This is a genomic window from Anabaena catenula FACHB-362, assembly GCF_014698735.1.
Taxonomy (GTDB): domain Bacteria; phylum Cyanobacteriota; class Cyanobacteriia; order Cyanobacteriales; family Nostocaceae; genus Anabaena; species Anabaena variabilis_A.
Genome location: NZ_JACJTQ010000020.1, coordinates 70,395 through 92,927, shown reverse-complemented (window position 1 = coordinate 92,927; position 22,533 = coordinate 70,395). Strand labels below are relative to the sequence as shown.

At 38.5% G+C, this 22,533-nt stretch carries 21 protein-coding genes and 1 pseudogene; 14 read left to right on the top strand and 8 right to left on the bottom strand.

The annotated features are described in order from the left end of the window. Positions 1–30: 30 nt before the first annotated feature. The gene (locus tag H6G68_RS14530; RefSeq protein ID WP_190907274.1) at positions 31–891 is read right to left on the bottom strand and encodes a DUF6671 family protein; all 861 of its coding nucleotides are present in this window, start codon (positions 889–891) and stop codon (positions 31–33) included. 57 nt (positions 892–948) lie between these two features. Next, positions 949–1,542 carry a protoporphyrinogen oxidase HemJ gene (hemJ, locus tag H6G68_RS14525; protein WP_190907273.1) on the bottom strand — a complete coding sequence of 198 codons (594 nt, stop codon included), beginning with the start codon at positions 1,540–1,542 and terminating at the stop codon, positions 949–951. Positions 1,543–2,065: 523 nt separating this feature from the next. Between hemJ and H6G68_RS14520 the strand changes: the two genes are divergently transcribed. The 3 genes from H6G68_RS14520 (at position 2,066) to H6G68_RS14510 (ending at position 3,373) form a co-directional block, all read left to right on the top strand. Then, complete coding sequence (locus H6G68_RS14520) at positions 2,066–2,248, top strand: CsbD family protein (RefSeq protein WP_190907272.1); 183 nt, start codon at positions 2,066–2,068, stop codon at positions 2,246–2,248. Between the two features lie 139 nt (positions 2,249–2,387). After that, positions 2,388–2,828 (top strand): hypothetical protein, encoded by a 441-nt coding sequence (locus tag H6G68_RS14515; RefSeq protein WP_127054772.1) that lies wholly within the window; start codon positions 2,388–2,390, stop codon positions 2,826–2,828. Between the two features lie 23 nt (positions 2,829–2,851). Then, entirely contained in the window at positions 2,852–3,373 is a 522-nt protein-coding gene (locus H6G68_RS14510) for a hypothetical protein (protein WP_071189017.1), read from the top strand. A 156-nt stretch (positions 3,374–3,529) separates the two neighbouring features. On the opposite strand, the gene H6G68_RS14505 is transcribed toward H6G68_RS14510, so the two are convergent. The 4 genes from H6G68_RS14505 to rpe form a co-directional block, all read right to left on the bottom strand. Continuing rightward, positions 3,530–4,006: a Uma2 family endonuclease gene (locus H6G68_RS14505; protein ID WP_190907271.1), complete on the bottom strand. Its 477-nt coding sequence runs from the start codon at positions 4,004–4,006 to the stop codon at positions 3,530–3,532. Between the two features lie 155 nt (positions 4,007–4,161). Next, the gene (locus H6G68_RS14500; RefSeq protein WP_190907270.1) at positions 4,162–4,452 is read right to left on the bottom strand and encodes a type II toxin-antitoxin system RelE/ParE family toxin; all 291 of its coding nucleotides are present in this window, start codon (positions 4,450–4,452) and stop codon (positions 4,162–4,164) included. Beyond that, on the bottom strand, positions 4,452–4,676 hold the full coding sequence (locus H6G68_RS14495) for an addiction module protein (protein WP_190907269.1): 225 nt from the start codon (positions 4,674–4,676) through the stop codon (positions 4,452–4,454). Before H6G68_RS14495 ends, H6G68_RS14500 begins: the two co-directional genes overlap by 1 nt. Positions 4,677–5,210: 534 nt before the next feature. After that, the gene (gene rpe, locus H6G68_RS14490) at positions 5,211–5,918 is read right to left on the bottom strand and encodes a ribulose-phosphate 3-epimerase (RefSeq protein WP_190907268.1); all 708 of its coding nucleotides are present in this window, start codon (positions 5,916–5,918) and stop codon (positions 5,211–5,213) included. A gap of 73 nt (positions 5,919–5,991) precedes the next feature. Between rpe and H6G68_RS14485 the strand changes: the two genes are divergently transcribed. Next, the gene (locus H6G68_RS14485) at positions 5,992–7,590 is read left to right on the top strand and encodes a S8 family serine peptidase (protein WP_190907267.1); all 1,599 of its coding nucleotides are present in this window, start codon (positions 5,992–5,994) and stop codon (positions 7,588–7,590) included. A gap of 634 nt (positions 7,591–8,224) precedes the next feature. After that, on the top strand, positions 8,225–8,434 hold the full coding sequence (locus H6G68_RS14480) for a proteinase inhibitor I4 serpin (RefSeq protein ID WP_190907266.1): 210 nt from the start codon (positions 8,225–8,227) through the stop codon (positions 8,432–8,434). A gap of 37 nt (positions 8,435–8,471) precedes the next feature. Here H6G68_RS14480 and H6G68_RS14475 read toward each other — a convergent pair whose 3' ends face one another. Then, entirely contained in the window at positions 8,472–9,647 is a 1,176-nt protein-coding gene (locus H6G68_RS14475; RefSeq protein WP_190907265.1) for an AI-2E family transporter, read from the bottom strand. A 264-nt stretch (positions 9,648–9,911) separates the two neighbouring features. Between H6G68_RS14475 and H6G68_RS14470 the strand changes: the two genes are divergently transcribed. Next, on the top strand, positions 9,912–10,298 hold the full coding sequence (locus H6G68_RS14470; RefSeq protein ID WP_127054764.1) for a hypothetical protein: 387 nt from the start codon (positions 9,912–9,914) through the stop codon (positions 10,296–10,298). A gap of 293 nt (positions 10,299–10,591) precedes the next feature. After that, positions 10,592–12,004 carry an LCP family glycopolymer transferase gene (locus H6G68_RS14465; protein WP_190907264.1) on the top strand — a complete coding sequence of 471 codons (1,413 nt, stop codon included), beginning with the start codon at positions 10,592–10,594 and terminating at the stop codon, positions 12,002–12,004. A gap of 131 nt (positions 12,005–12,135) precedes the next feature. On the opposite strand, the gene H6G68_RS14460 is transcribed toward H6G68_RS14465, so the two are convergent. Further along, positions 12,136–12,288: a nicotinate phosphoribosyltransferase gene (locus H6G68_RS14460; RefSeq protein WP_127054761.1), complete on the bottom strand. Its 153-nt coding sequence runs from the start codon at positions 12,286–12,288 to the stop codon at positions 12,136–12,138. A gap of 686 nt (positions 12,289–12,974) precedes the next feature. Here H6G68_RS14460 and H6G68_RS14455 point away from each other — a divergent pair. The 7 genes and pseudogenes from H6G68_RS14455 to H6G68_RS14425 all read left to right on the top strand — a co-directional run bounded on the left by H6G68_RS14455 (position 12,975) and on the right by H6G68_RS14425 (position 22,495). Continuing rightward, a complete protein-coding gene (locus H6G68_RS14455) occupies positions 12,975–13,994 on the top strand; it encodes a glycosyltransferase family 2 protein (protein ID WP_190907263.1) in 1,020 nt (339 codons plus the stop codon). Between the two features lie 542 nt (positions 13,995–14,536). Beyond that, entirely contained in the window at positions 14,537–16,153 is a 1,617-nt protein-coding gene (locus H6G68_RS14450; RefSeq protein WP_190907262.1) for a glycosyltransferase family 39 protein, read from the top strand. Position 16,154: 1 nt separating this feature from the next. Beyond that, positions 16,155–17,738 carry a hypothetical protein gene (locus H6G68_RS14445; protein WP_190907261.1) on the top strand — a complete coding sequence of 528 codons (1,584 nt, stop codon included), beginning with the start codon at positions 16,155–16,157 and terminating at the stop codon, positions 17,736–17,738. 244 nt (positions 17,739–17,982) lie between these two features. Next, positions 17,983–19,377: a nicotinate phosphoribosyltransferase gene (locus H6G68_RS14440; RefSeq protein ID WP_190907289.1), complete on the top strand. Its 1,395-nt coding sequence runs from the start codon at positions 17,983–17,985 to the stop codon at positions 19,375–19,377. A gap of 15 nt (positions 19,378–19,392) precedes the next feature. Then, positions 19,393–20,035: pseudogene (locus tag H6G68_RS14435) on the top strand (nicotinate-nucleotide adenylyltransferase). After that, positions 19,960–20,706: an NUDIX hydrolase gene (locus tag H6G68_RS14430; RefSeq protein ID WP_190907260.1), complete on the top strand. Its 747-nt coding sequence runs from the start codon at positions 19,960–19,962 to the stop codon at positions 20,704–20,706. Before H6G68_RS14435 ends, H6G68_RS14430 begins: the two are co-directional and overlap by 76 nt. 115 nt (positions 20,707–20,821) lie before the next feature. Then, positions 20,822–22,495, top strand: coding sequence for an NAD+ synthase (locus tag H6G68_RS14425; protein WP_190907259.1), 1,674 nt, complete (start codon positions 20,822–20,824; stop codon positions 22,493–22,495). Positions 22,496–22,533 lie beyond the last annotated feature (38 nt).

Genomic DNA, 22,533 nt, shown 5'->3' with positions numbered 1-22,533 from the left:
ATTACGAATTATTTTAATGAAGGTATTTATTTAAGGATTGCAATAATTACATAAACCAGGATCAGCTAAACTTATCCCATCAGGAAATAATTTTTGTTCCATGAAATTACATTTTTTGCATTGGTAAACTACCGCACGAATCAGCGTAGTAGGTTGAAGACAACTTGCACATGGCAATCCTTTGATAGTTTCAGTTATAGTAAATCCAGGTGTAGAACATTTTGGACAGCAGCTATTAATTTTATTTAGTAAATCTTGAGTAGCTTTTTCTATATTTTTCATTCGCTGAGGATTATAAAGCGCCCTCATATCGGTTTCTAGATGCAACTTTCCATTAGCTGAATTACTCAAAGCGAAATTTACAGACGCTCTCAATTTATCCCCAGTATTAATACCTTTAATAATTTCAGGAGTCTCATGATCTGATTTTTCAAACCTAATTACTAAACCATGTTCAGGAAAACCAACCTTGAGCGCAAATTCTTCTGCTTCTTGTAAGTTGTTAACAACCTGATGATTAAAATTAGTTTCTGTTGAAAATACCTCACCAATAATTTCTAAATCATTCTCTTTATCTAAAAAAACAATAATTTCTCTGTTAGCATAAATATAAGGAAAACTAGGATGAGGCGCAAAACTACCTTCACTAGCTATCGCCAAAGTTTTTCCTGTAATTTCAATAGCTTTCTCCGCTTTTAATTTAGCCGCTGCAATTTGCGTTCCTGGGCGTTTTATCTCTCTGGTAAAAGTACCAAAAGCATCAGTATTAAAATCTGCGGGTACAATAACTTTAATTCCTAATGCTTGCTGTAAAATAGGAGCAATTACTCTTTCTTTATGGTGCATTGTTGCTAATACAGCCAGACGATTATTAAATAATTGCTTTGTCATCTTAACTTTTAACTCCTTGAGCCTAAAAAATAAGGTGGGCAATGCCCACCACACATCTTAATTTTGTGCTTGGGGAACTTGATTTACTTGGCTTAATTCAGCCATCAACTTTTCCTTATTGCGTCTGCGGATTTTGGCATACATCTGAATACTTGCAGCCATGAAAATTACTAAACCAAAAATTAACCAAGCAGTGAGGTCTGTAGGCAAATTATTCTTGAATATAGCCAACATCACAATCACCACTAACAAAAGAGTTGGTGCTTCATTTAAAGCCCGTAAATGTTGACCACTCCACTTACATTCATCTGCTGCTAATTGCTTCATCAACCTACCGCAATAATGATGATAGCCTATTAAAATGGCAACAAACCCTAATTTAAAATGTAACCAGGGTTCTTTTAACAAATCTGGGTTGGTAGAGAGGATACCAATAGCCATTGCTACCGTCACAAACATCCCTGGAGTAGTAATAATGTCATAAAGACGCTTTTCCATAATTTGATACTGATTTTTCAGTATCGTTTTTGCTGGTTCTGGTTCCTGGTTGGCTTCAACGTGATAGATAAACAGCCTCACTAGGTAGAATAACCCTGCAAACCAAACCACAAAGCCAATAATGTGAAACGCTTTAAACCATGAATAAGCCATGAATCGTAACCCACCTTTCTGCAATTGTCCTAACTCTCATTATCAGGTTAGGGGACTTTGTGGCAAGGATACAGATAGGTTAATTTACATTTTGCAGCATAACTAGGACGATTATAAATCTCAGGACTTATCCCGTTTTACTTTAAAGTTGATACAAATGGACAGATGCTCTTATGCAGGGACGCGGAAGGAGATTCATTTGTAGCGTTAATTCAGTAAATTGATATTACCCACAAGTAATGTCAAAATTAACCACAGAGAACACAGAGTATATAGGGAAATAAGAGTTTGAGAGGTTTTTAGCGTAAGTCCTAAATCATTTATGTCACGCTCAGTAGCATTGTAATGCTATTTTTTATGGCTCAGACAACCATTAAAAAAAATTATTTGTAGTTCATGCAAATAGAATTATCTATCTTTTTGCATAACTACTAAATCTACTTGATGTACCTTATGACGGAAGAATTAAGCCAATAGTTAAGCTAAATTATAAAGGTAAGTTAAGTCACAGAGGAACATTCCCATGAGTTTAGAAGAACGGGCTAAAGCCACAGCTAAAAATATTGAAGGGAAAGCCCAAGAAGCCGTAGGAAATGTCACTGGCGATCCAAAAGATAAAGCTGAGGGTCAAGCTAAACAGGCAGAAAGTGAAGTAAGACACGCTGTTGAAGATGTGAAAGATAGTGTTAAGAAAAACATTGATTAGATAAATAATCTAGTTCGTAGTTGCATTTGCAAAGCAATTACGAACCATAAAGGGTTTTGGAGATATTTTAGCTAAATTACAGATTCCTTAATTTAGGAATTGTTAAATGTAATGTGCTTTATTCATGAGGAGATAAAATATGAATCGGCTTCAGCAGAGTCGTCAAATATTGATTGCTTTTGTCTTGATTTTAGTGGTGACTTTAACTACTGCTTGCGGCGGTGGAACAACGACAGAAGCCGACCGCGTAAATGCCCCAACAGCCATTGGTAGAGATGTTACTTATGCAGAACTACAGCGTGGTAATACTCCAGGGGGACAGAGTTTTGGTAACTGGGTTATCCAAACTTCTCAAGGATTAGTTCAGGATGCATATGTCCGGGATAATAATAAACTAGCTGTTGTGATTTCTCCTCAAGTTCGTCCTAGTGATGTGAAACCATTAGCAACATCTTTAGTTCAGGGTTTTCGCAAAAATTTCCCTAATCAAGACTTAAAAGTTTTAGTTTATGCTGCCGACAAAAAACTGATTTTAACTGCTGATTATGATCTTCAAACTAATCAAGTTAAGTACAGTTAATTCTCATACAGGAGATTAATAAAATGACAAGTAGTGAACAATATAAACGCGAAATCATGAAAGATTTGGCTCAGGGAAATGTCGAATCTTTAGATAATATTTCCGCCGATACAGCAAACGAATATCAAACTTTTGATGATTTTGCCCAACGGACAACAACAGATCAACGTCGGCAATTATTTGATCAATCTTTACATTCAGAACGCATCCCTCCTAGCCAAATGGAGCCAGAATTACAAAAGGCAATTTCTCAAATCAAACCTAATGAACGAGATGATGTAGCGCGCGCCTTTTTCAAACAATTAAAAACCAGAGGGTTCGACGAAAAACGTTTAGAACAACAGTTGGCTCTCTCTACTCATAACTCTAACCGCATGACTGCTGATGATGTAAGTAAACTTGCATCCTTTGCTTATCACAATCATCCTGATATTTTCCGTGAAGTGTTAGCGGAGCAACCTGGTATTCTCAAGTTCTTCAGTAATCCTGTTGTGGCAGGAATTATCGGTATTGCAGCTGCTAAATGGTTGGGTAGTCGGAAGTAATAATGTAGGTGGGGTGGGCTAAATTCCTCAAAAGCCCCCCTTTCTAAAGGGGATTTAGGGTAATCTCCAATTATGCTTTTTAGAACTATGGTGATAACGCCGATAACTTTTACTCCAGACGCTACCGTAAACAATAAGCTAAAGTTAAACTCGAAATTATCGTTTAATTTGCTCAGGAAAGTCAGGAACTAACAAAGATTTTTCTAACTCACCTTGTCCATTATAGAATTGTATTTTACCTTGTTCATTACATAACCATACTTCAATTGCTTGAGCTTCTAAATATAATTTTTTCTTAAATTCCATTTCATCAACAGTGTTGCCAGTGGATTTAACTTCTATACAAATTTCTGGTGCGATTGAAGCTGATATTTCATCTTGAATTTGATCAAATCTTTCCTCTGAACACCAAACCACATCGGCAACTTTAACTCCATCTGATGTGTTGATTGCACATTCTGGCATCACTTCTCCAGTATTCAGTAAAGATTCTAATAAACGTTGGATTCTTCCTTGATAAAATGAGTGTTTAATCTTTACCGGACTCATTACAATTTGTCCCCATTTATTTAATTCTATCTTGAAGGGTAAATCTTGTAATTGTTTATGGTCACAAACTTCTTCCCATCTCATAGCCAATTACCTAGAGTGATCAGATCAATATTATCTTAACTAATTTTTCAATATACAGCTATTTTCAGGTAAATGTTTCGCGCCAAGACACAAAGGAAAAAAGAGATTAATTTAGAATGTGGTCTAAATACATGAAAACTGCGAAATGATTATTCCTATTTTCTATCTATCCAATAGTTTGGCTGACGTTGAAGGTGCATTACGGCTAGGATTTGAATTTTTTCACCATAAATTCTGTACACAATGCCATAAGGAAAACCATCAATATGGCAACGTCTAGCATTTTGGATCATTGGTGTCCAAGCATCGGGAAAATTAACTATGCGGTTAAGTGTACGTTCAACCGCATCAAGAAAAGTATTGCCAAGTTTAGAACTAATACTGTCGTAATATAAAGTCGCTTCTTCAAGTTCTATTTGTGCATGAGGATCGAATTCAAGAAACATCAGCGATTCCTTAGTCTTTGTAATACTTCATCGGCTGGAACTAACGCAACTCGACCTTCATCTATCGCCTGTATGCGATTTGCAATTTCTGTTCCCCAAGCAGCCTCAACTTCAGGATTAATTTCATCAAGACTTTTGAGAAGATGTTCAGCAAGCATCGCTCTGTATAGAGGAGGTAAGGTTAATACTGCTCCAAAAATTTCATCGTAAGTAACGTTAGCCATACAGAAAACTCCTTACAGAGTACAGTAATGGCATCTTAGCATAAATGCGCTTAACCTACCCTACGGACTAGGGGTGATAATTAAGCGCGTGTCAATATATCCCCATCAGAGACTCACGCAAATAGTAAGTCTCCTATGGGAGAATATGAAGTGAAATCAAAATCAAGTGGTTGCAAACATTCGGTATTTTGTGGCATCATGAAATAGACTCCTCTGTTTTAAACAAAAAAGAAATTGAGTGACTGATATATACAATGAGTTAAAGTTTTAGGAAAACAAGTGTCACCAAGGATTTGGCGAGCTATTGCTGACATTTAATTATGGGATGTTAGATCAAAATATTTTTCCCTCCACCCGCTCTATAAAACTACCACAAGAGCATTCGGGATGTCAAGCCAAAAATTACATATTTACCCAATATAAATAAATATAGCAAGTCATTTTCTAGTTGTCAACAGTTTACAAAACAAAAATAAACCCCCGACTTCCCAAAGAAATCGAGGATTTAAGTATTATTCAGTTAGCAGTATTAAATTAAACAGCAGCTAATTCTGGTGCAGGACGCTTACTGTTACGGATATTGGTAATCGCCTCAGCATAATCAGGAGCATTGAATACAGCCGAACCCGCTACAATAGCATTAGCTCCTGCTTCCAAAACTTGCCAAGTATTATTAGCTTTCAATCCTCCGTCAACTTCAATCCAAGGATCTAAACCGCGTTCATCGCACATTTGACGCAACTTGCGGATTTTAGGAATTACGCTAGGAATGAAGCTTTGACCACCAAAACCGGGGTTAACGCTCATAATTAGCACTAAATCGCACAATTCTAGGACATATTCAATTAACTCCAAAGGTGTACCAGGATTGAGTACAACTCCAGCTTTCTTACCGAGTTCTCTGATTTGTCCGAGGGTGCGGTGCAGGTGAGGGGAAGCGTTGTGTTCTGCGTGTACGGAAATAATATCAGCACCAGCCTTAGCAAAACCTTCTACATACTTTTCTGGTTCCACAATCATCAAGTGGACATCCAGAGGCTTGGTTGTAACTGGACGAATCGCCTCCACAATCAGGGGCCCTATCGTAATATTAGGTACAAAACGACCGTCCATTACATCAACGTGAATCCAATCTGCTCCGGCTTTGTCTACGGCGCGAATGTCGTCACCTAACCGACTAAAATCGGCTGATAGGATAGATGGAGCGATAACTATAGGCTTTTGAGATGAGTTTTGGGTCATGGCTGGTGGGTTTTTAAGCGTCCTCGTCTGTAAGCATCGTAACAAAATATGGACTTTTTGGTAATTGGTGACTATGAACAAAAAACTAACTTGGGTAATTTGGGGCTTGGGTGTTTCCTGTTTGACTGTACCGGTATTGGCTGCTATTAAGTTTGGTAGTTCTTTGGGAATTAATGGTATTGATGCGCTGAAACTACATCAATCTCCCTACAATTTAGCTGGTCGAAAAATTGCCATTGGTCAAGTTGAAATTGGGCGGCCAGGAATGTTTGGTTGGGATAAAGCGGTATCTAAAAACCGAGCTTTAACTCCAGTGGCTGTGTTTTTACGTAATACCCCAGCTAAGTCCAATAGCGGTGTTGACCCTCACGCTTATAATGTTGCTGCTGTGATGGTGAGTCAAGATAAGGCCTGGCCGGGAGTGTCTCCAGAAGCGCGATTATATTCTTCTGCTGTCGGTTCTACCAAAAATATGGGTCAACCAGAAGAGTGTTTATCAGCGCAACATATAGCACTACAAAACGGTGGGGATGTTCGCGCTATTAACTTCAGTTTTGGCGAACCTCTCAATCGTGACCCCAGACCAGAAGCTATTTTGGATGGTAAAGCTTTACTCACTTTATGTATTGACTGGTCTAGTCGGGTTCATAATGTCTTGTATGCGATCGCAGGTAATCAAGGCAAAGGCGGGATTCCCATTCCTACAGATAATTTTAACGGAGTCAACGTCGCTTTTTCATCCCGGAGAGGGGGAATTTTTAATAAAGTAGATGTTTCTAATCTGGCAGGTAAAAACCAAGGAGTGGCCGGCCGTCTAGTAGGGAAGGAATTTAATATTGATGGACGCACGGCTATAGGTTTGGTTGCACCTGGTAGTAATATTCCTTTACTTAATCCTGATGGCAAGTTGAATAAATCTACAGGTACAAGTTTTGCAGCGCCTCATGTTACAGCTACTGTTGCTTTATTACAGGAATTTGCTGACCGCCAGTTACGAACAAAACAACCTCATTGGAGCATTGATTCCCGGCATCATCAAGTTATGAAAGCTGTATTAATGAATTCCGCAGACAAAATTCAAGACAGCGGCGATGGTTTGCGCTTAGGAATGACCCGGACATTGATTGATAAACAAAATCAAGATTGGTTAGCTTCAGATGCTAAAAAAGATCCCAAAATTCCGTTGGATGCTCAAATGGGAGCAGGTCATTTAAATGCTTTTCGCGCTTATCAACAGTTTAGTCCTGGTCAATGGCAATCTTCAGAATCTATCCCCGCCATTGGTTGGAATTATAGCACAATTAATGCTAATTCATCTAAAGAATATGGGTTAGCAAAACCTTTAATACAGAATAGTTTTGTCGCTATTACCTTAAATTGGGATCGGTTAGTTGAATTAGAAGATAAAAATAATAATCAACAGTATGATGTCGATGAAAGTTTTAAAGATAGGGGATTAAATAACCTCGATCTCTACTTAGTAAAAGCTGATGCTAAAAATTCAGACTCTGGGAATATTTGTTCATCAATTAGCGAAATTGATAGTACAGAACATATTTTTTGCCCAGTTCCTGCTAGTGGGAATTATAAAATTCGGGTGCAGTTTCGGCAACAAGTCAATGAAGCCAGTCAACCCTATGCTTTAGCGTGGTGGACTGTACCTGCAAATTGATACAGCAGCTTTGATCTGAATTATTTGTTGTCTGAAATGGCTCTAGCTTGCGTGGCGTTAGCCATACGCCTCCCGTAAGGGATACAGGATTTGCAGAATTTAAGGATTTACAGGATGAAGATTAGGAATTTAGGAATTTGTCTGAAATGGCTCTAGCTTGCGTGGCGTTAGCCATACGCCTCCCGTAAGGGATACAGGATTTGCAGGATGAAGATTAGAAATTTATTGTAGAAAACCTGGCTTTACAAGGTACCACCCTACGTTTAACCTGACGCAAAGAGAGAAGGAAGTGCGTTGACATTGAGTTTTAGATGTGTTATACTTGTCCTGATAAGGAAGAACTATCTTATAATTAATTAGTAACAATAAAATCCCCGATTTCTTAAAGAAGTCAGGGATATGAATTTTGTTGATAGAATTTTCATCCTGCAAATCCTTAAATCCTGTCAATCCTGATACATTGCCTTGCAATAGGAGGGTGTTAGTGCTAATAGCTGCTGTATTGGGCGTTTTTTAGCTGTTACCAAAACTGTAACCAGGAACTGTTTATCTGCCGGCAAATGCGATAGTGAACATCTGACATATTATGAACGTCTAACTTGATAGACAGATGAAACCACAAATGAGGTAGCAGATGACCGGGCAGAAGTTTAGAGATGTACAAGAAAATTTCTTACAAAGACGTTACGGTGTTAGTCTAGGTAGACGCTACGTTTTAGCCGCAGCTAGTGTTGTGCTGTTGGGTGTATTGGGGTGTTCCCAAGTTGATAGTACAAACAATTTAATGACTAAATCTCGTCTACCTAGTTCTGAGTCTCTCTTGTCAAATGAAAACAGTCAATAATAGTTTTCTCCTGCTTGAATTTTGAATTTTGAATTGCTTAGGGTAAAGTTGCTTCCGAAACGCTGAGGGAATTTGGAGCTTGAGTTTGGGTAGATGCTTCTGATGTCATGGGTGCAACTATTTCCCCTGAAGAGGAATCTTCTGTATCGATACTCATTACGGGAGGACGGATGGCGCTAATAACTGTCTTAATAACGACAGCACAAGGAACCGCCACAATTACGCCCAAAAGTCCGCCAATTCTCGCACCTGTCAACACCGAAATTAGTATCCAAACAGGATTTAAACCTGTAAAACTCCCTAAAATGCGGGGTGCAATTATATTTTCGAGAATTTGCTGCACGATAACTGCGGCTAATAAGACTTTCGTCCCCATCCCAAAATCTTGTAAAGAAACCAACAAAGTTGTCAGGGCGATACCCACAGAACCGCCAAAGGGAACAAGAGCCATAAGGCCAATAGTCAAGCCAAATAATAGCCCAAATGGTACCTTCAGCCACAAAAATGTGGGAATGAGGGCAGAGGCCATACAAGTAGATAAAATTAATTGGGTGATAAAGAAGTTTTGAAAGCTCAGGCGTACTGTTCTTGAAAAAGGGTCACGAAATTTAGAAGGTAGCCATTCGACTAAGCTTTGCCAGAGTTCTCCGCCATGCTGTAGTAGATAGAAAGTCAAAACCATTGTCAGCAGGAAGTCTAACAAGCTGGTAAAGGTGACTACAGCCAGATTTAAAACTTGTCCGGCGATGGCTTGCAATTGTCCCTTGACGCGATCGTTAATTTGGACGACGATCGCATCAAGGTTAATCGGTAAGCCCATGCTTTCGGCTTTTTCGTTGAGAATCATTAACTGCGATCGCCCAGAGTCAATCAATTCTGGTAAGCGGGCTACCAGTTGTTGGGCTTGGGTAAGTGCTAGAGGAAAGAGGGTGACACCCAGCGCTAATAAAATGGATAAAGCTAATAAAAATACTAAGATAGCAACTTGTTCTCGTCTAGCACCGTGGCGTTCCATCCAACTCACGGGGTAGTTGAGCAGAAATGCTAAAACTGAGGCTCCGACTAAAATGACTATCAAAGAATGGAAATAATTGAAAATTGCCGAGATAGCCCAACCATTGAGAAATAGTAACGGAGTGAAGAGCGCGATCGCCCCGATTCGCGCTATTGGTGTAAGTGTTTGCCACCAGTCGAGTAGCTTGCGTGTCTGCATTTTCAGCTGATTGCGGGATAGAACTAAGTTGAATTCTTCTTTACAGACTATTATCTCTAACTATATGAATGTGATTCATTTCCCTAGTTTATCTAGATAGTACAGAAATTCAGGAGTACTACTTCGTGGAAGTTATCCTCACGGAATTTTCTGGACTCTTTGACAATCTAACGTTATGGTAACAGACCTAAACAAGGGGTTAAAACCCAAACCCAAAGGCATTCTGGACTGCTCCCCTCCTTCTTTAAGATTAGACTAACCACTATGGACAATCTACCACCAATTGAAAATTACTCAAATTCTGAAGACACGGCCACCTCTAAAAGGCTGCTGTTTTTATATTTGATTCCAGTTCTTGGCTTTTTTCCCTCTCTATGGACTCTCTATCGTCGCCAGGGTAGCAGGGAACAACTGGCAGTGAGCCGCCTGTCCATTACTTTAAGTTTTACATGGATGTTAGGTTACTTATTTTTAATGACTGGGGCAGCTACTTCAGATTTTTTTACACTGCGGTTATTAATCCTTAACAGCTTTTTTACATCTGGTTACTTTTTAGTGAGTGTTTGGTTAATTTTTCGTCTCATCCAAGGGAAGTCTTACAGATTACCAGGATTTAGCAATTTAGCCGAGCGAATGCTACGTAAGTACTAAATTTTAATTTTGATTAGTGAGAAGTTTGTGATGATTTTTACTCATGATACACGACTTTACAGTTAATCTGCCACCAGCTTTGGTCAAATGTGGTTTATTATTGCCATACTTCAATAAACATCTCCGGATTAGCAACAAATATCCAGAAAGACCGCTATAGGTCTTGTAGTTTCTACCCTCGTAAAAAAGTCAACATTGTTAATTCAGAGTTAGCTATTATGGTTTGATTTGTCCACATATTATATAGAGTCTGCACATTTAGGGTATTTTATTCAGTCAGTGTGAGGAAGTTTGTGACTAGTCAAAGAACATCAGCAGAAAATAACAAATCAGCGAAAACCAAATCCAGGGGCAAAAATTCTCGTAAGTCAAAATCTGGGCGTTGGCTATGGTTTGCGGTGGGGATGAGCGGGATTGCAATGGTATCAGGAATGGCGGGGGCATTGTTAGCAGTTTCTTGGGACAGTACGCCTTTGCAGCAAGCCCAGTTGACTGCAAAGGAGGCGGCAGTATTTGATGGCGATCGCATTTCTGGTAATGGATTCCAATTTTCTCAATTAACTCGCCCTGTGAATATCTTAGTTATGGGTATGAGTGTACTGCCTCCAGATGTGCAGAACCCCCCATCTGATAGCAAAGCACTCAGGTATTTACCCCAAGTCAATTCCTTTGACGGTCTTGCTGATGTCATGCTGTTGATCAAATTTGATCCAGAGACCAAAAAAATCGTTATGCTTTCCATTCCCAGAGACACCCGTACAGAAATAGAAGGGCATGGAGTGAAAAAAATTAACGCCGCTAATGTGGATGGTGGTCCTGCTTTAACTGCTAAAACAGCAAGTAATCTTCTGGGTGGAGTGGGGATTGATCGTTATGTCCGCATTAATGTTTTGGGAGTTGGTAAGCTGATTGATGCGTTAGGTGGGGTGAGTGTCTACGTTCCCAAAGATATGAAATATCAAGATGATTCCCAACATTTATATATTAATTTAAAGGCAGGTAAACAGCATCTCCAAGGCGATCAAGCATTACAATTACTTCGCTTTCGTCATGATGAACTGGGCGATATTGGCCGGATTCAGCGCCAGCAAATGGTATTACGTGCTTTAATTGAACAGAGTCTCAACCCAACAACACTCACCCGATTACCTGAAATTCTTAATACTGTTAAAGATAATATTGACACTAACTTAACAGTTGAAGAATTAGTTGCATTAGTTGGTTTTGGTTCACGAACTAATCGCTCTAATATGCAAATGTTAATGTTGCCTGGTCGTTTTAGTGAGAATGGTGAGTATGATGCCAGTTATTGGATACCACAGAAACGAGCGATCAGGAAAGTAATGGTTCAGAACTTTGGTTTAGAATCGGCATCACTTGAATCACAAATCACTGATCCTGCCAGTTTGCGTGTAGCAATTCAGGATAGTACAGGTGGCGATCGCTCTCAGATTCGTCCCTTAATTCGAGCCTTGGAAAAATCTGGATATCGCAATATCTTCATCTCTAAACCCTGGGGTGAACCGCTAGAGACTACTCATATTATTGCCCAACAAGGAGACAGTGATAGCGCTGAATCAATTCGTAACACCTTGGGATTTGGAGAAGTGCGGGTAGAAAGCACCGGTAATATCGGTTCAGATGTTAGTATTCAAGTGGGTAAAGATTGGTTGCAGAACAAAGCTCTTTTTGAGACTGGTAATTAGGTAATGGCTAATGGCTAATGGGAAGAAACCCAACTAAATCAATTATTCATAATAACAAAAAGGCGTGAGGAAAAATCCTACGCCTTTGTTTTGATCGCTTTTAAAAATGTTAATTATTGCTAAGTAAATATCTACCAAGACTCTGCCCTACCTCTCTTGTAAGGATCACCCGTAAAAGGTTGAAAACCAATTATAGGATAGGCATCATCATTAGGTCCAAAAATCCGAATTACCGCTTCAGAAATAAACTGAGTTATACTAGCAAGAATTTTGAAGATAGCCATAATATTGAAACTCCTTTTTTATTCGCTTGAGTGGCGATGTCTATACTGTAGTTCCCTTATTTTCTAACTGCTCATATTTGCAATATATTGATAATATCCGCAATGTTTTTTTAGATGTCTTTGCAATACTTTATTTTATAGAGAAGTCAACATACTCCGCAGGGGTAAGGAACAGGAAAGAAAAGCAGCTAATTTGAAAATTTCCCTATGTCCTCCTCAGAAAGGAAACCCCACCAGAAGTAGTCTGTTCCCTATTCTCTTGCTCCAAAGGGGTTTGATCATCCTCTAACAGAATTTTGGATTTTAGATTTACCTCACGGATAACACCGCTTGCTCTGTACCATCAAGGAATTATTAGTCATTCACCCTGGTAACAGATAATACCGTTTAACTTTAAGATTGATACAAATGGACAGACGCTCTGACGCGGAGAGAGGGGGACGCGGAGATTCATTTGTAGCTTTAATTAACTGAATTGATATAGAAATACAAGCTCACCCATAGGATAAGATTTTTATCTTTGAAAAGTTGCACATCTGGTTAGATACGAGTTTTAATGTTTCTTATACGTTAATTTGTAGCAAATTCACTTAAATCAATTTAATTAATAGTCAACCGGACACGATATTAGTCTCAGCTTTTTTTGCTTAACGATTACCCCGTCGAACTCATCTAGAGAGGATAAGATGCCTAAACCACCAAATGAAGTTGAGCTTTCCATTATCATTCCTATGTTTAACGAGGAAGCAAATATTGACTACCTCTTTGAACGGCTTATGTCTGTTCTAGACCCCATGCATACCAGCTATGAAATTGTTTGTATCAATGATGGTTCGAGAGACAACACATTGCAATGCCTAATTGCCCATCACCAAAAAAATCCTACGATTAAAGTGATTGACTTGTCACGCAACTTTGGTAAGGAAGTTGCTCTGACTGCGGGTATTGACTATGCCAAAGGAGAAGGCATCATTCCCATCGATGCAGATTTGCAAGATCCACCGGAATTAATTCAGGAACTTGTTAGCAAGTGGCAAGAAGGTTACGATGTGGTCTACGCAACTCGGCGAACGCGACAGGGTGAAAGTTGGCTGAAAAAGTTCACTGCTAATGCTTTCTATCGGGTGATTAGCGGTATCAGTCAAGTGCCAATTCCCCCAGACACTGGTGATTTTCGTTTGATTGATCGTCAAGTGGTTGACTCACTCAAACAAATGCCAGAACGGACGCGATTTATGAAAGGGCTATTTGCTTGGGTCGGCTATCGTCAAACTTCAATTTATTTTGATCGCCCACAGCGCTATAAGGGCAATACTAAATGGAACTACTGGAAACTCTGGAACTTTGCGATTGATGGGATTGCCTCTTTTAGCGTTGCCCCTCTTAAGGTTTGGAGCTATGTTGGACTTACCATATCACTGCTGGCATTTGTTTATGCAGCTTTTCTTTTCCTGCGTACCTTGATCTTAGGCATTGATGTTCCTGGTTATGCATCATTGATGGTAGCCCTCTTGTTTATGGGGGGAATGCAACTAGTCACCTTGGGCGTGCTTGGGGAATACATTGGACGCATTTATGAGGAAGTCAAAGGTCGTCCCCTGTACTTAGTGCGTAACTGCTACGGTTTTCTCCCAAATCCAGCCTCGACTAACCAGGTTTCTGAAACCGATATGGAAAACTCAATCATCAACAATTCCCATTATTGATCATCTAGGCTGTGGGTAAATTTGAATCAGGGCATCGCGCACAAATACTTACTTAGACAACAAGTATATATTAGTAATATTTTCTCAATTCAAACAGTAGTATTATCAATGCTTGTATATTATTTACCCGAATGAAACATCTACAGTAACCAACAAAGGATGCACTTGGTACGAAGTTCATACTATCAAAGACTCTAATGGTACTGAATACTTCAAGTTGAAATATCAAGAAAATATTAAGTGTAATTTAGATGAAATATATACAGCGATTCTGAATACCTACTATTTTTCACTGAATCTTGATTTAAAAACAGCTTGTATAAAAAAAACATGAAGATGTCAAATTAAAAAGTAAATAAAAAACATATGTATGCTACTCTTTATACAAAATATGACCATTTTAAATTTAATCTGTCAGTATTTTAATCTACAGTTGAATTCTAAAACCGATGATCCTGTATCTCTATATGTAATTGCTAAATTTCCGATTGTTAACCTCTTAGAAATCATAAAATTTGCGACTAGAATAGTAACCAAAAATTATGTCAATAAATACGATTCCCAAGTTTTTAATAAGCAATAGAGATTCTCTAAATATTTTTAAAATATTATGTATTGCTTTACTAATTATTGGTGTATTCTTTCGATTTGCCAATCTTGATAAAAAAGTTTATTGGGGAGATGAAACCAGTACTTCAAGTCGTATTGCTGGTTATACATTTCAAGAAATCAGAGAAAAATTTTCTGGTTCTTATTCACTTGGTATAGAAGATATAAAACAATATCAGCAATTAACATCAGAAAGAACATGGGTGGATGTCGTCAAAGGTTTAGCAGCAGAAGAACCTCAACTTCCACCAGTTTATTTCCTATCTTTGCGATGGTGGGCGCAGTTATTTGGCACTTCTGTTACAGCTATTAGAAGTTTTTCTGCCCTGATCAGTCTACTAGCTTTTCCTTGTATTTATTGGTTGTGTCGAGAGCTATTTGAATCATCTACACCTGCATGGACAGCCGTTGCTTTAATTGCCATTTCACCTTTCCATTTAGCTTACGCTCAAGAAGCCCGTCCTCAAAGTTTATGGATAGTGACTATTCTCTTAAGTAGTGCTGCCTTACTGCGGGCAATTCGAGTTAATACCCGATGGAGTTGGGGAATCTATACTGCAACTCTGGTGTTGAGTCTCTATACTTATATGTTTTCTGCTTTAGTTGCCATTGGACATGGCATCTACGTTTTTTTGAATGGGGGGTTTCGGTTTAGTAAAACAGTTCGTGCCTATCTGATTGCTGCTGTAATGGGAGGGTTAATAACTGTCCCGTGGGTGATTGCTACCGTTTCCAGTTTCACAAAATTAGATCAGGGTACTAGTTGGGTGAAAATAAAAGTTCCGCTAGGAGATTTAGTCAGAACTTGGCTTTTAAGCGTGAACCGATTATTTATGGATTTCAACTATAATTTCACCTATCGAAATAGCTTTTTCTATTTCGGAATTACCATCACTACAGTTCTAGTTGGTTATGCAATTTATTTTCTCTGTCGTCACACACCTAAGCGAACTTGGTCATTCATTCTGTTATTAATCATCATTACGGCTCTTGCTCTGGTATTACCTGATTTAATTGGTGGAGGAAGACGTTCTGGTGTTGCCCGTTACTTGATTCCTTCTTTCTTGGGAATTCAACTAGCAGTTGCCTATTTATTGGCATCAAATTTATCGTTACCTGCTCAAAAACTCTGGCATCGTCAACTATGGAATAGCTTAACGCTGTCCTTGATATCTGTAAGTATTGTCTCCTGTTTCATCTTCTCTCAATCCCGGATTTGGTGGAATAAATATAATAGTGTTCCTCTTCCTGCTATCGCTGATGTTATAAATCAATCTCCCCATCCGATTTTTATTGGCAGTCTACCTTGGGAGTTTATCGACCTGATAAAAACGGATATCAAAATGCAATCTCCCCAAAATCCTATTCCTGAAGAGGCAAGTGATGTGTTTGTCATGAGTCGCAATTATTCCGACTTAATACTACAAAATGTTCTGGAACAAAAACCAGATTATATGGTTAATAAAACCAAGGTCTGGAAAGACAAAGTTGACCCCACATATGAATTCAAAATTATGCTTTGGAATTTAGTAAGAAAAGGAACAAAGTAGGATGACTAAATTAGCAATTACTAACAAACTAACTTCAGGTAACTTTGTTGCTTACTTACTGATTGGTTTGGCGATCGCTATTGGAATATTAACCCGCATTATTAGTCTCTTCCAATATACTACCTTTGATATTGGTCCGGCTCCTGATCAAATCAGAGATGCGTTTGTTTATATGAAAATGCTGGCGGGAAATTTCCCCACTCTAGGACAATCTTCTTCCGTAGGTAACTACAGTTTACCACCTCTTTACTATTACCTAGTTTTTCCTGCCAGTTGGTTCGGTGCTGATCCATCTTTACAAGTTGTTCCCAATGGCATTTTTTCCTTTTTAGCTATTCTCTTATTCATGGTTTTAATTTATGAACTTATAGAAAATATCCCATCCTCTAAACGATTATTGCTATCAGGGTTAGCCGGAGTATGGTACAGTCTGATTTTTTCTGAAGTTTTTGTTAGCACATTTGAATGGAATGTTAGTCCAATTCCCTTTTTCTTGTTTGCATTTTTACTGCTGTATAAACGCTTGCTAGAAGGACAGGCATCACTTGCTATTCAAGCTGGGCAATGGATACTTTATGGCATCAGTCTTGCTGTAATCATATGTTTACACAGCACTACTTTATTTGTAATGCCTATTATTTTTATTGGCAGTATTGTTGTCTTTCTTGTTAAGCATCGAAAGCGTTCTAATCGATGGTTTTTACCGGGATTGGCGATTGCTTCTGCCATTATTACTCTAACTCCCTACTGGATAGGAGAGATTTCTCGTAGGGGAAGTAATACTAAGAAAATCCTGGCGTTAATCTTTAATCGTGATGGTCAAGAGAATCCTAGTTCCAGTATTGGTTATCGTCTGAGCCGGATAGTTTTTAACTATTTAGAATTGGGACAACAGACATATTTTACAAAGTTTCCTTGGTTCTATGGCAGTCTTGGTCTTATTTTCCTCTTTTTGATTCTGTTTGTAGGAATTGCTAAGTTTAGAGGAAATAAAACTATTTTAGGTTCTTTAATTTCTATTTGGATTATCTATCTTTATGCTGCGTCAAACTATCAAAAAGAATATGTCTTCCATTACAAAATGGTGATATTCTTTGCTCCAATTTTGTTCACAGTTTTGTCTTTAGCATATGTAGATTATAAGCGCAGATTTATAAAGCAAGCGATAACTGGGTTTCTCACTCTGGGCATTGTCATATCATGCATGAGCAATTTATATTTCAATTATCTATATCTAGATAGCAAATTTGGTCAGCATCAAACGATCGCAATTCCTGATGTGATTAATATTCTTAACCAACTCCCCACTGGCTCTACGATTTGCGATCCACAGTATATTAGGTGGCGGACACAATATCATGTGGTTCATTACTTGGATACATACATCACTAAGAAAAACTTCAAGTTATCGAAAGTCTGTGAATCTGGAAATTATCGGATTTATCCCAAATTGCAATATGCTTTTTTGGACAATAATCAATGGCCTCAATTTAATGTTATTGATACTAAACCTTTTGAACAAGAAGCGGAACAATTTCTAGAACTGCCTGTTGCATATATCTACCGAATAAAAAATAATTCGTAATCCGTAATTCGTAATAGGGCTGACCGCAGATATAGACCCCCTACGGATGTCTTGTCGAAGAATACGCAGTTAAATTACTTTTAATCACTATTAATAAATGTAAATTAATAGTTAGTTACAGATTAGTTTTCCTGTAAACATAGGGCTTAATGGCATTTTTGACTATTAATTACACCAAGGCTTGACATTAATTATGGTAAGTTCTACCATAATAAAAGAAGCACTCTTTGTAGGACGCTCTCTCATGACAACCTTTCCCAATGTGGACTATGTACAGAAAAGCTACTATCATCCAGAACTAAATCTCAGTGTAGAGGATTACAGCTTGCTGACTGACCTTTACCAGCTAACAATGGCGGCTTGTTACACAGGTGAAGGTATAGAACAAAAACGCGCTAGCTTTGAATTGTTTGTCAGGCGCTTACCGCAAGGGTTTAGCTATCTAATTGCTATGGGGTTGGCGCAAGCTTTAGAATATTTGGCTAAATTCCGCTTGAATTCCGCCCAAATTGCCGCTTTGCAAGCTACGGGAATTTTTACTCATGCACCTGAGCGTTTTTGGTCATTATTAACAGAGGGCGGTTTTACTGGAGACGTGTGGGCAGTACCAGAAGGCACAGCAGTATTTGCTAATGAACCATTATTACGAGTTGAAGCACCACTTTGGCAAGCACAGTTAGTAGAAACGTATTTATTAAATACTCTCAATTATCAAACTTTAATTGCTACTAGGGCAGCAAGATTGCGTGATATTGCTGGAGAAAAAGCAACACTTTTAGAATTCGGTACAAGAAGAGCTTTTAGTCCCCAAGCCTCTTTATGGGCAGCAAGGGCGGCTTTAGCAGGTGGTTTAGATTCCACCTCCAATGTGTTAGCAGCGCTACAGCTAGGTGAAAAACCAAGTGGTACGATGGCACACGCTTTAGTTATGGCTTTGTCAGCTTTAGAAGGCAGTGAAGAACAGGCTTTTACGGCATTTCATCAATATTTTCCCGGTGCGCCTTTATTAATTGATACATATGATACGGTTGCGGCTGCTCAAAGATTAGCGGAAAAGGTTAAATCTGGGAAAATGACATTAAGCGGGGTGAGGTTAGATTCTGGGGATTTAGTGACTTTATCAAAAGAAGTGCGATCGCTCTTACCAAATGTGTCAATCTTCGCTAGTGGTGACTTAGATGAATGGGAAATTGCCAAACTCAAAGCCAACGGGGCGGAAATTGATAGTTATGGAATAGGAACCAAACTAGTTACAGGTACACCAGTGAATGGAGTTTATAAACTTGTAGATATTGATGGTATTCCAGTGATGAAACAGTCTAGTGGTAAATTTACTTATCCAGGGTGTAAGCAAATTTTTCGCTCATTTGTAGGAAATAAGATCCAAGCTGATAGATTAGGATTAGTCGCGGAAAGTTCAGTTACAGAACAACCTATATTAAAGTTGGTAATGAAAGAAGGTAAACAATTACAACCACAGGAAAGTTTAGCCACAATTCGTCAACGGACAGCGGCTTCTGTAGCAAGTTTACCAGAAGAAACACGAAGATTAGAAAATTCTGTTTCTGTGAAAGTGGAGATTTCTGATGCTTTGCAGAAGTTGACGGAAGAGACGAAAAAAAAACAGCAAATAAAGTAAATGGCGCAAAATAAAATGAAGAGAATTGCTTTATTTGGTACAAGTGCAGATCCACCAACTGCTGGACATCAGAAAATTCTCAAATGGTTGTCTGAAGGTTATGATTGGGTTGCAGTTTGGGCTGCGGATAATCCTTTTAAGTCTCAACAAACACCTTTACCTCATCGGGCAGCAATGTTACAACTGCTAATTACAGATATAGATGCCCCAAAACAAAATATTACTTTAGAACAAGATTTAAGTAGTTGGAGAACACTGGAAACTTTAGAAAAAGCTAAAGTATGTTGGGGTGATGATGCCGAATATACTTTGGTAATTGGTTCAGATTTATTGCATCAATTACCACGCTGGTATAATGTCAAAGATTTGTTAACACAAGTGCAGCTATTGGTGATTCCCCGACCAGGTTATGTAATAGATTATCCTAGTTTAGAAGGAGTCAAACAGCTAGGAGGGAAAATTGCGATCGCTAGTTTAACCGGTTTAGATGTCTCCTCCACAGCTTTTCGTGAACAAAAAGATCCCGAAACCCTGACACCCCATGTCGTTGCTTATATCCATCAACAGCATTTGTACGTTTAAATGCCAGAACGCCACCATAAAAAGATTTTCAATCCGACAAATCAACAACCTTTGGCTGATTTCAAAGTTGGTGTAGATAATGTAATTTTTTCTGTAGATACTGCCCAAAATCGGCTATTAGTGCTGTTAGTAATGCGACAGCAAGAACCATTTTTAAATTCTTGGAGTCTTCCTGGTACTTTGGTGCGTCAAGGAGAATCTTTAGAAGATGCAGCTTATCGCATTATGGCAGAAAAAATCAAAGTCCATAATCTCTATTTAGAACAACTTTATACTTTTGGTGGACCAAATCGTGACCCCAGGGAAAATATTCATAGTTATGGTGTGCGTTATTTATCGGTTAGTTACTTTGCTTTAGTCCGGTTTGAAGAAGCAGAATTAATCGCTGATAAAGTTGCTGGTATTGCTTGGTATCCTGTCAAGCAACTACCTAAATTAGCATTTGACCATAATGAAATTATTACCTATGGACACAGACGACTAAAAAACAAATTAGAATATAGTCCTGTAGCTTTTGATGTTTTGCCAGAAACCTTTACTTTGAATGATTTATATCAGTTATACACAACTGTTTTAGGGGAACATTTCTCTGATTATTCTAATTTTCGAGCGCGGTTACTCAAATTAGGTTTTTTATGCGATACGGGTATTAAGGTTTCAAGGGGTGCTGGTCGTCCGGCTAGTTTGTATAAGTTTGATGCTGCGGCTTTTGCGCCTTTTAAGGATAAGCCATTAGTGTTTATTTAATTCAAAGTAAGTGATATTCAGAAATACGGATTAAATAAACCGCAAAGACGCGAAGTACGCGAAGGAAGAAGGAAGAAGGAAGAAAATTTTAATAATCTGATTACCAATTATCAATATGAAAATCGCTATCGCTCAACTTAATCCTATCATTGGTGACTTACTCGGCAACTCCCAAAAGATTCTGGAAACGGCACAAAAGGCAGTATCAGAAAATGTCCGTTTATTATTAACACCAGAACTTTCTTTATGTGGTTATCCACCTAGGGATTTATTACTAAATCCTAGTTTTGTGGAAGCAATGGATTTCACATTACAACAATTAGCTAAAGATTTACCTGCCAATTTAGCTGTGTTAGTAGGAACTGTTGTCAAAAATACAGAAGCACATATTACAGGAGGAAAAAATTTATTTAATAGCATTGCTTTATTAGAAGCAGGGAAAGTTAAACAATATTTCCACAAACGACTTTTACCAACTTATGATGTTTTTGACGAAAACCGTTATTTTCAACCTGGGTTACAAGCTAATTATTTCACTTTAGATGATATAAATATTGGCGTAACTATTTGCGAAGATTTGTGGAATAATGAGGAGTTTTGGGGTAAACGTAGTTATGCAGTTAATCCTATTGCTGATTTATCAAATTTAGGTGTAGATTTAATTGTCAATTTATCTGCATCACCCTACACTGTAGGTAAGCAAAAGTTACGAGAAGCGATGCTGCAACATAGTGCAGTGAATTTTAAACACCCAGTAATTTATACTAACCAAATTGGCGGAAATGATGATTTGATTTTTGATGGGCGTAGTTTTGCTGTAAATCAGCACGGTGAAATTATCTGTCGTGCTAAGGGTTTTAAAGCTGATTTAGTAGTAGTTGAGTTTGATGAAATACAGCGTGATTTACAGTTAGGTTCTGTTTCCCCTGCTGATGAATCTGAAGATGAGGAAATTTGGCAGGCTTTGGTTTTGGGTGTGAAAGACTATATCCAGAAATGTCGCTTTTCTCAAGTAATATTAGGTTTAAGTGGTGGGGTTGATTCGGCATTAGTAGCGGCAATTGCCACTGCGGCATTGGGTAAGGAAAATGTCTTTGGTGTTTTGATGCCTTCTCCTTATAGTTCCCAACATTCTATTAGTGATGCTTTGGCTTTAGGCGAAAATTTGGGAATTAAAACTCATATTCTACCGATTGGCGAATTAATGCAGGCGTTTGATCACACTTTGGCTGATTTATTTGCAGGAACTGAGTTTGGTATTGCTGAAGAGAATATTCAATCGCGGATTCGTGGTAATTTATTAATGGCGATCGCTAATAAATTTGGTCATCTGCTCTTATCTACTGGTAACAAGTCAGAAATGGCTGTTGGTTACTGCACCCTTTACGGTGATATGAATGGCGGTTTAGCAGTGATTGCAGATGTTCCTAAAACTCGTGTGTATTCTCTGTGTCATTGGTTAAATGCTTATAACCAGACAGAAATTATTCCCCAAAATATTCTCACCAAAGCACCCAGCGCAGAACTGAAACCAGGTCAAGTTGACCAAGATTCCTTACCAGCTTATGAAATCTTGGATGATATCTTAGAACGTCTGATTCATAACCACCAATCAGCAGCACAGATAGTTGCAGCCGGTCATGACTCAGTAATTGTCAATCGAGTATTGCAAATGGTAGCGCGGGCTGAATTTAAACGGCGACAAGCACCCCCCGGACTGAAAATCACTGACCGCGCCTTTGGTACTGGTTGGCGAATGCCTATTGCTAGAGTAGTTAGTAGTCAGTAGTCATTGGTCATTTGTCAGTAGCAAGAATTAAGTTTTTT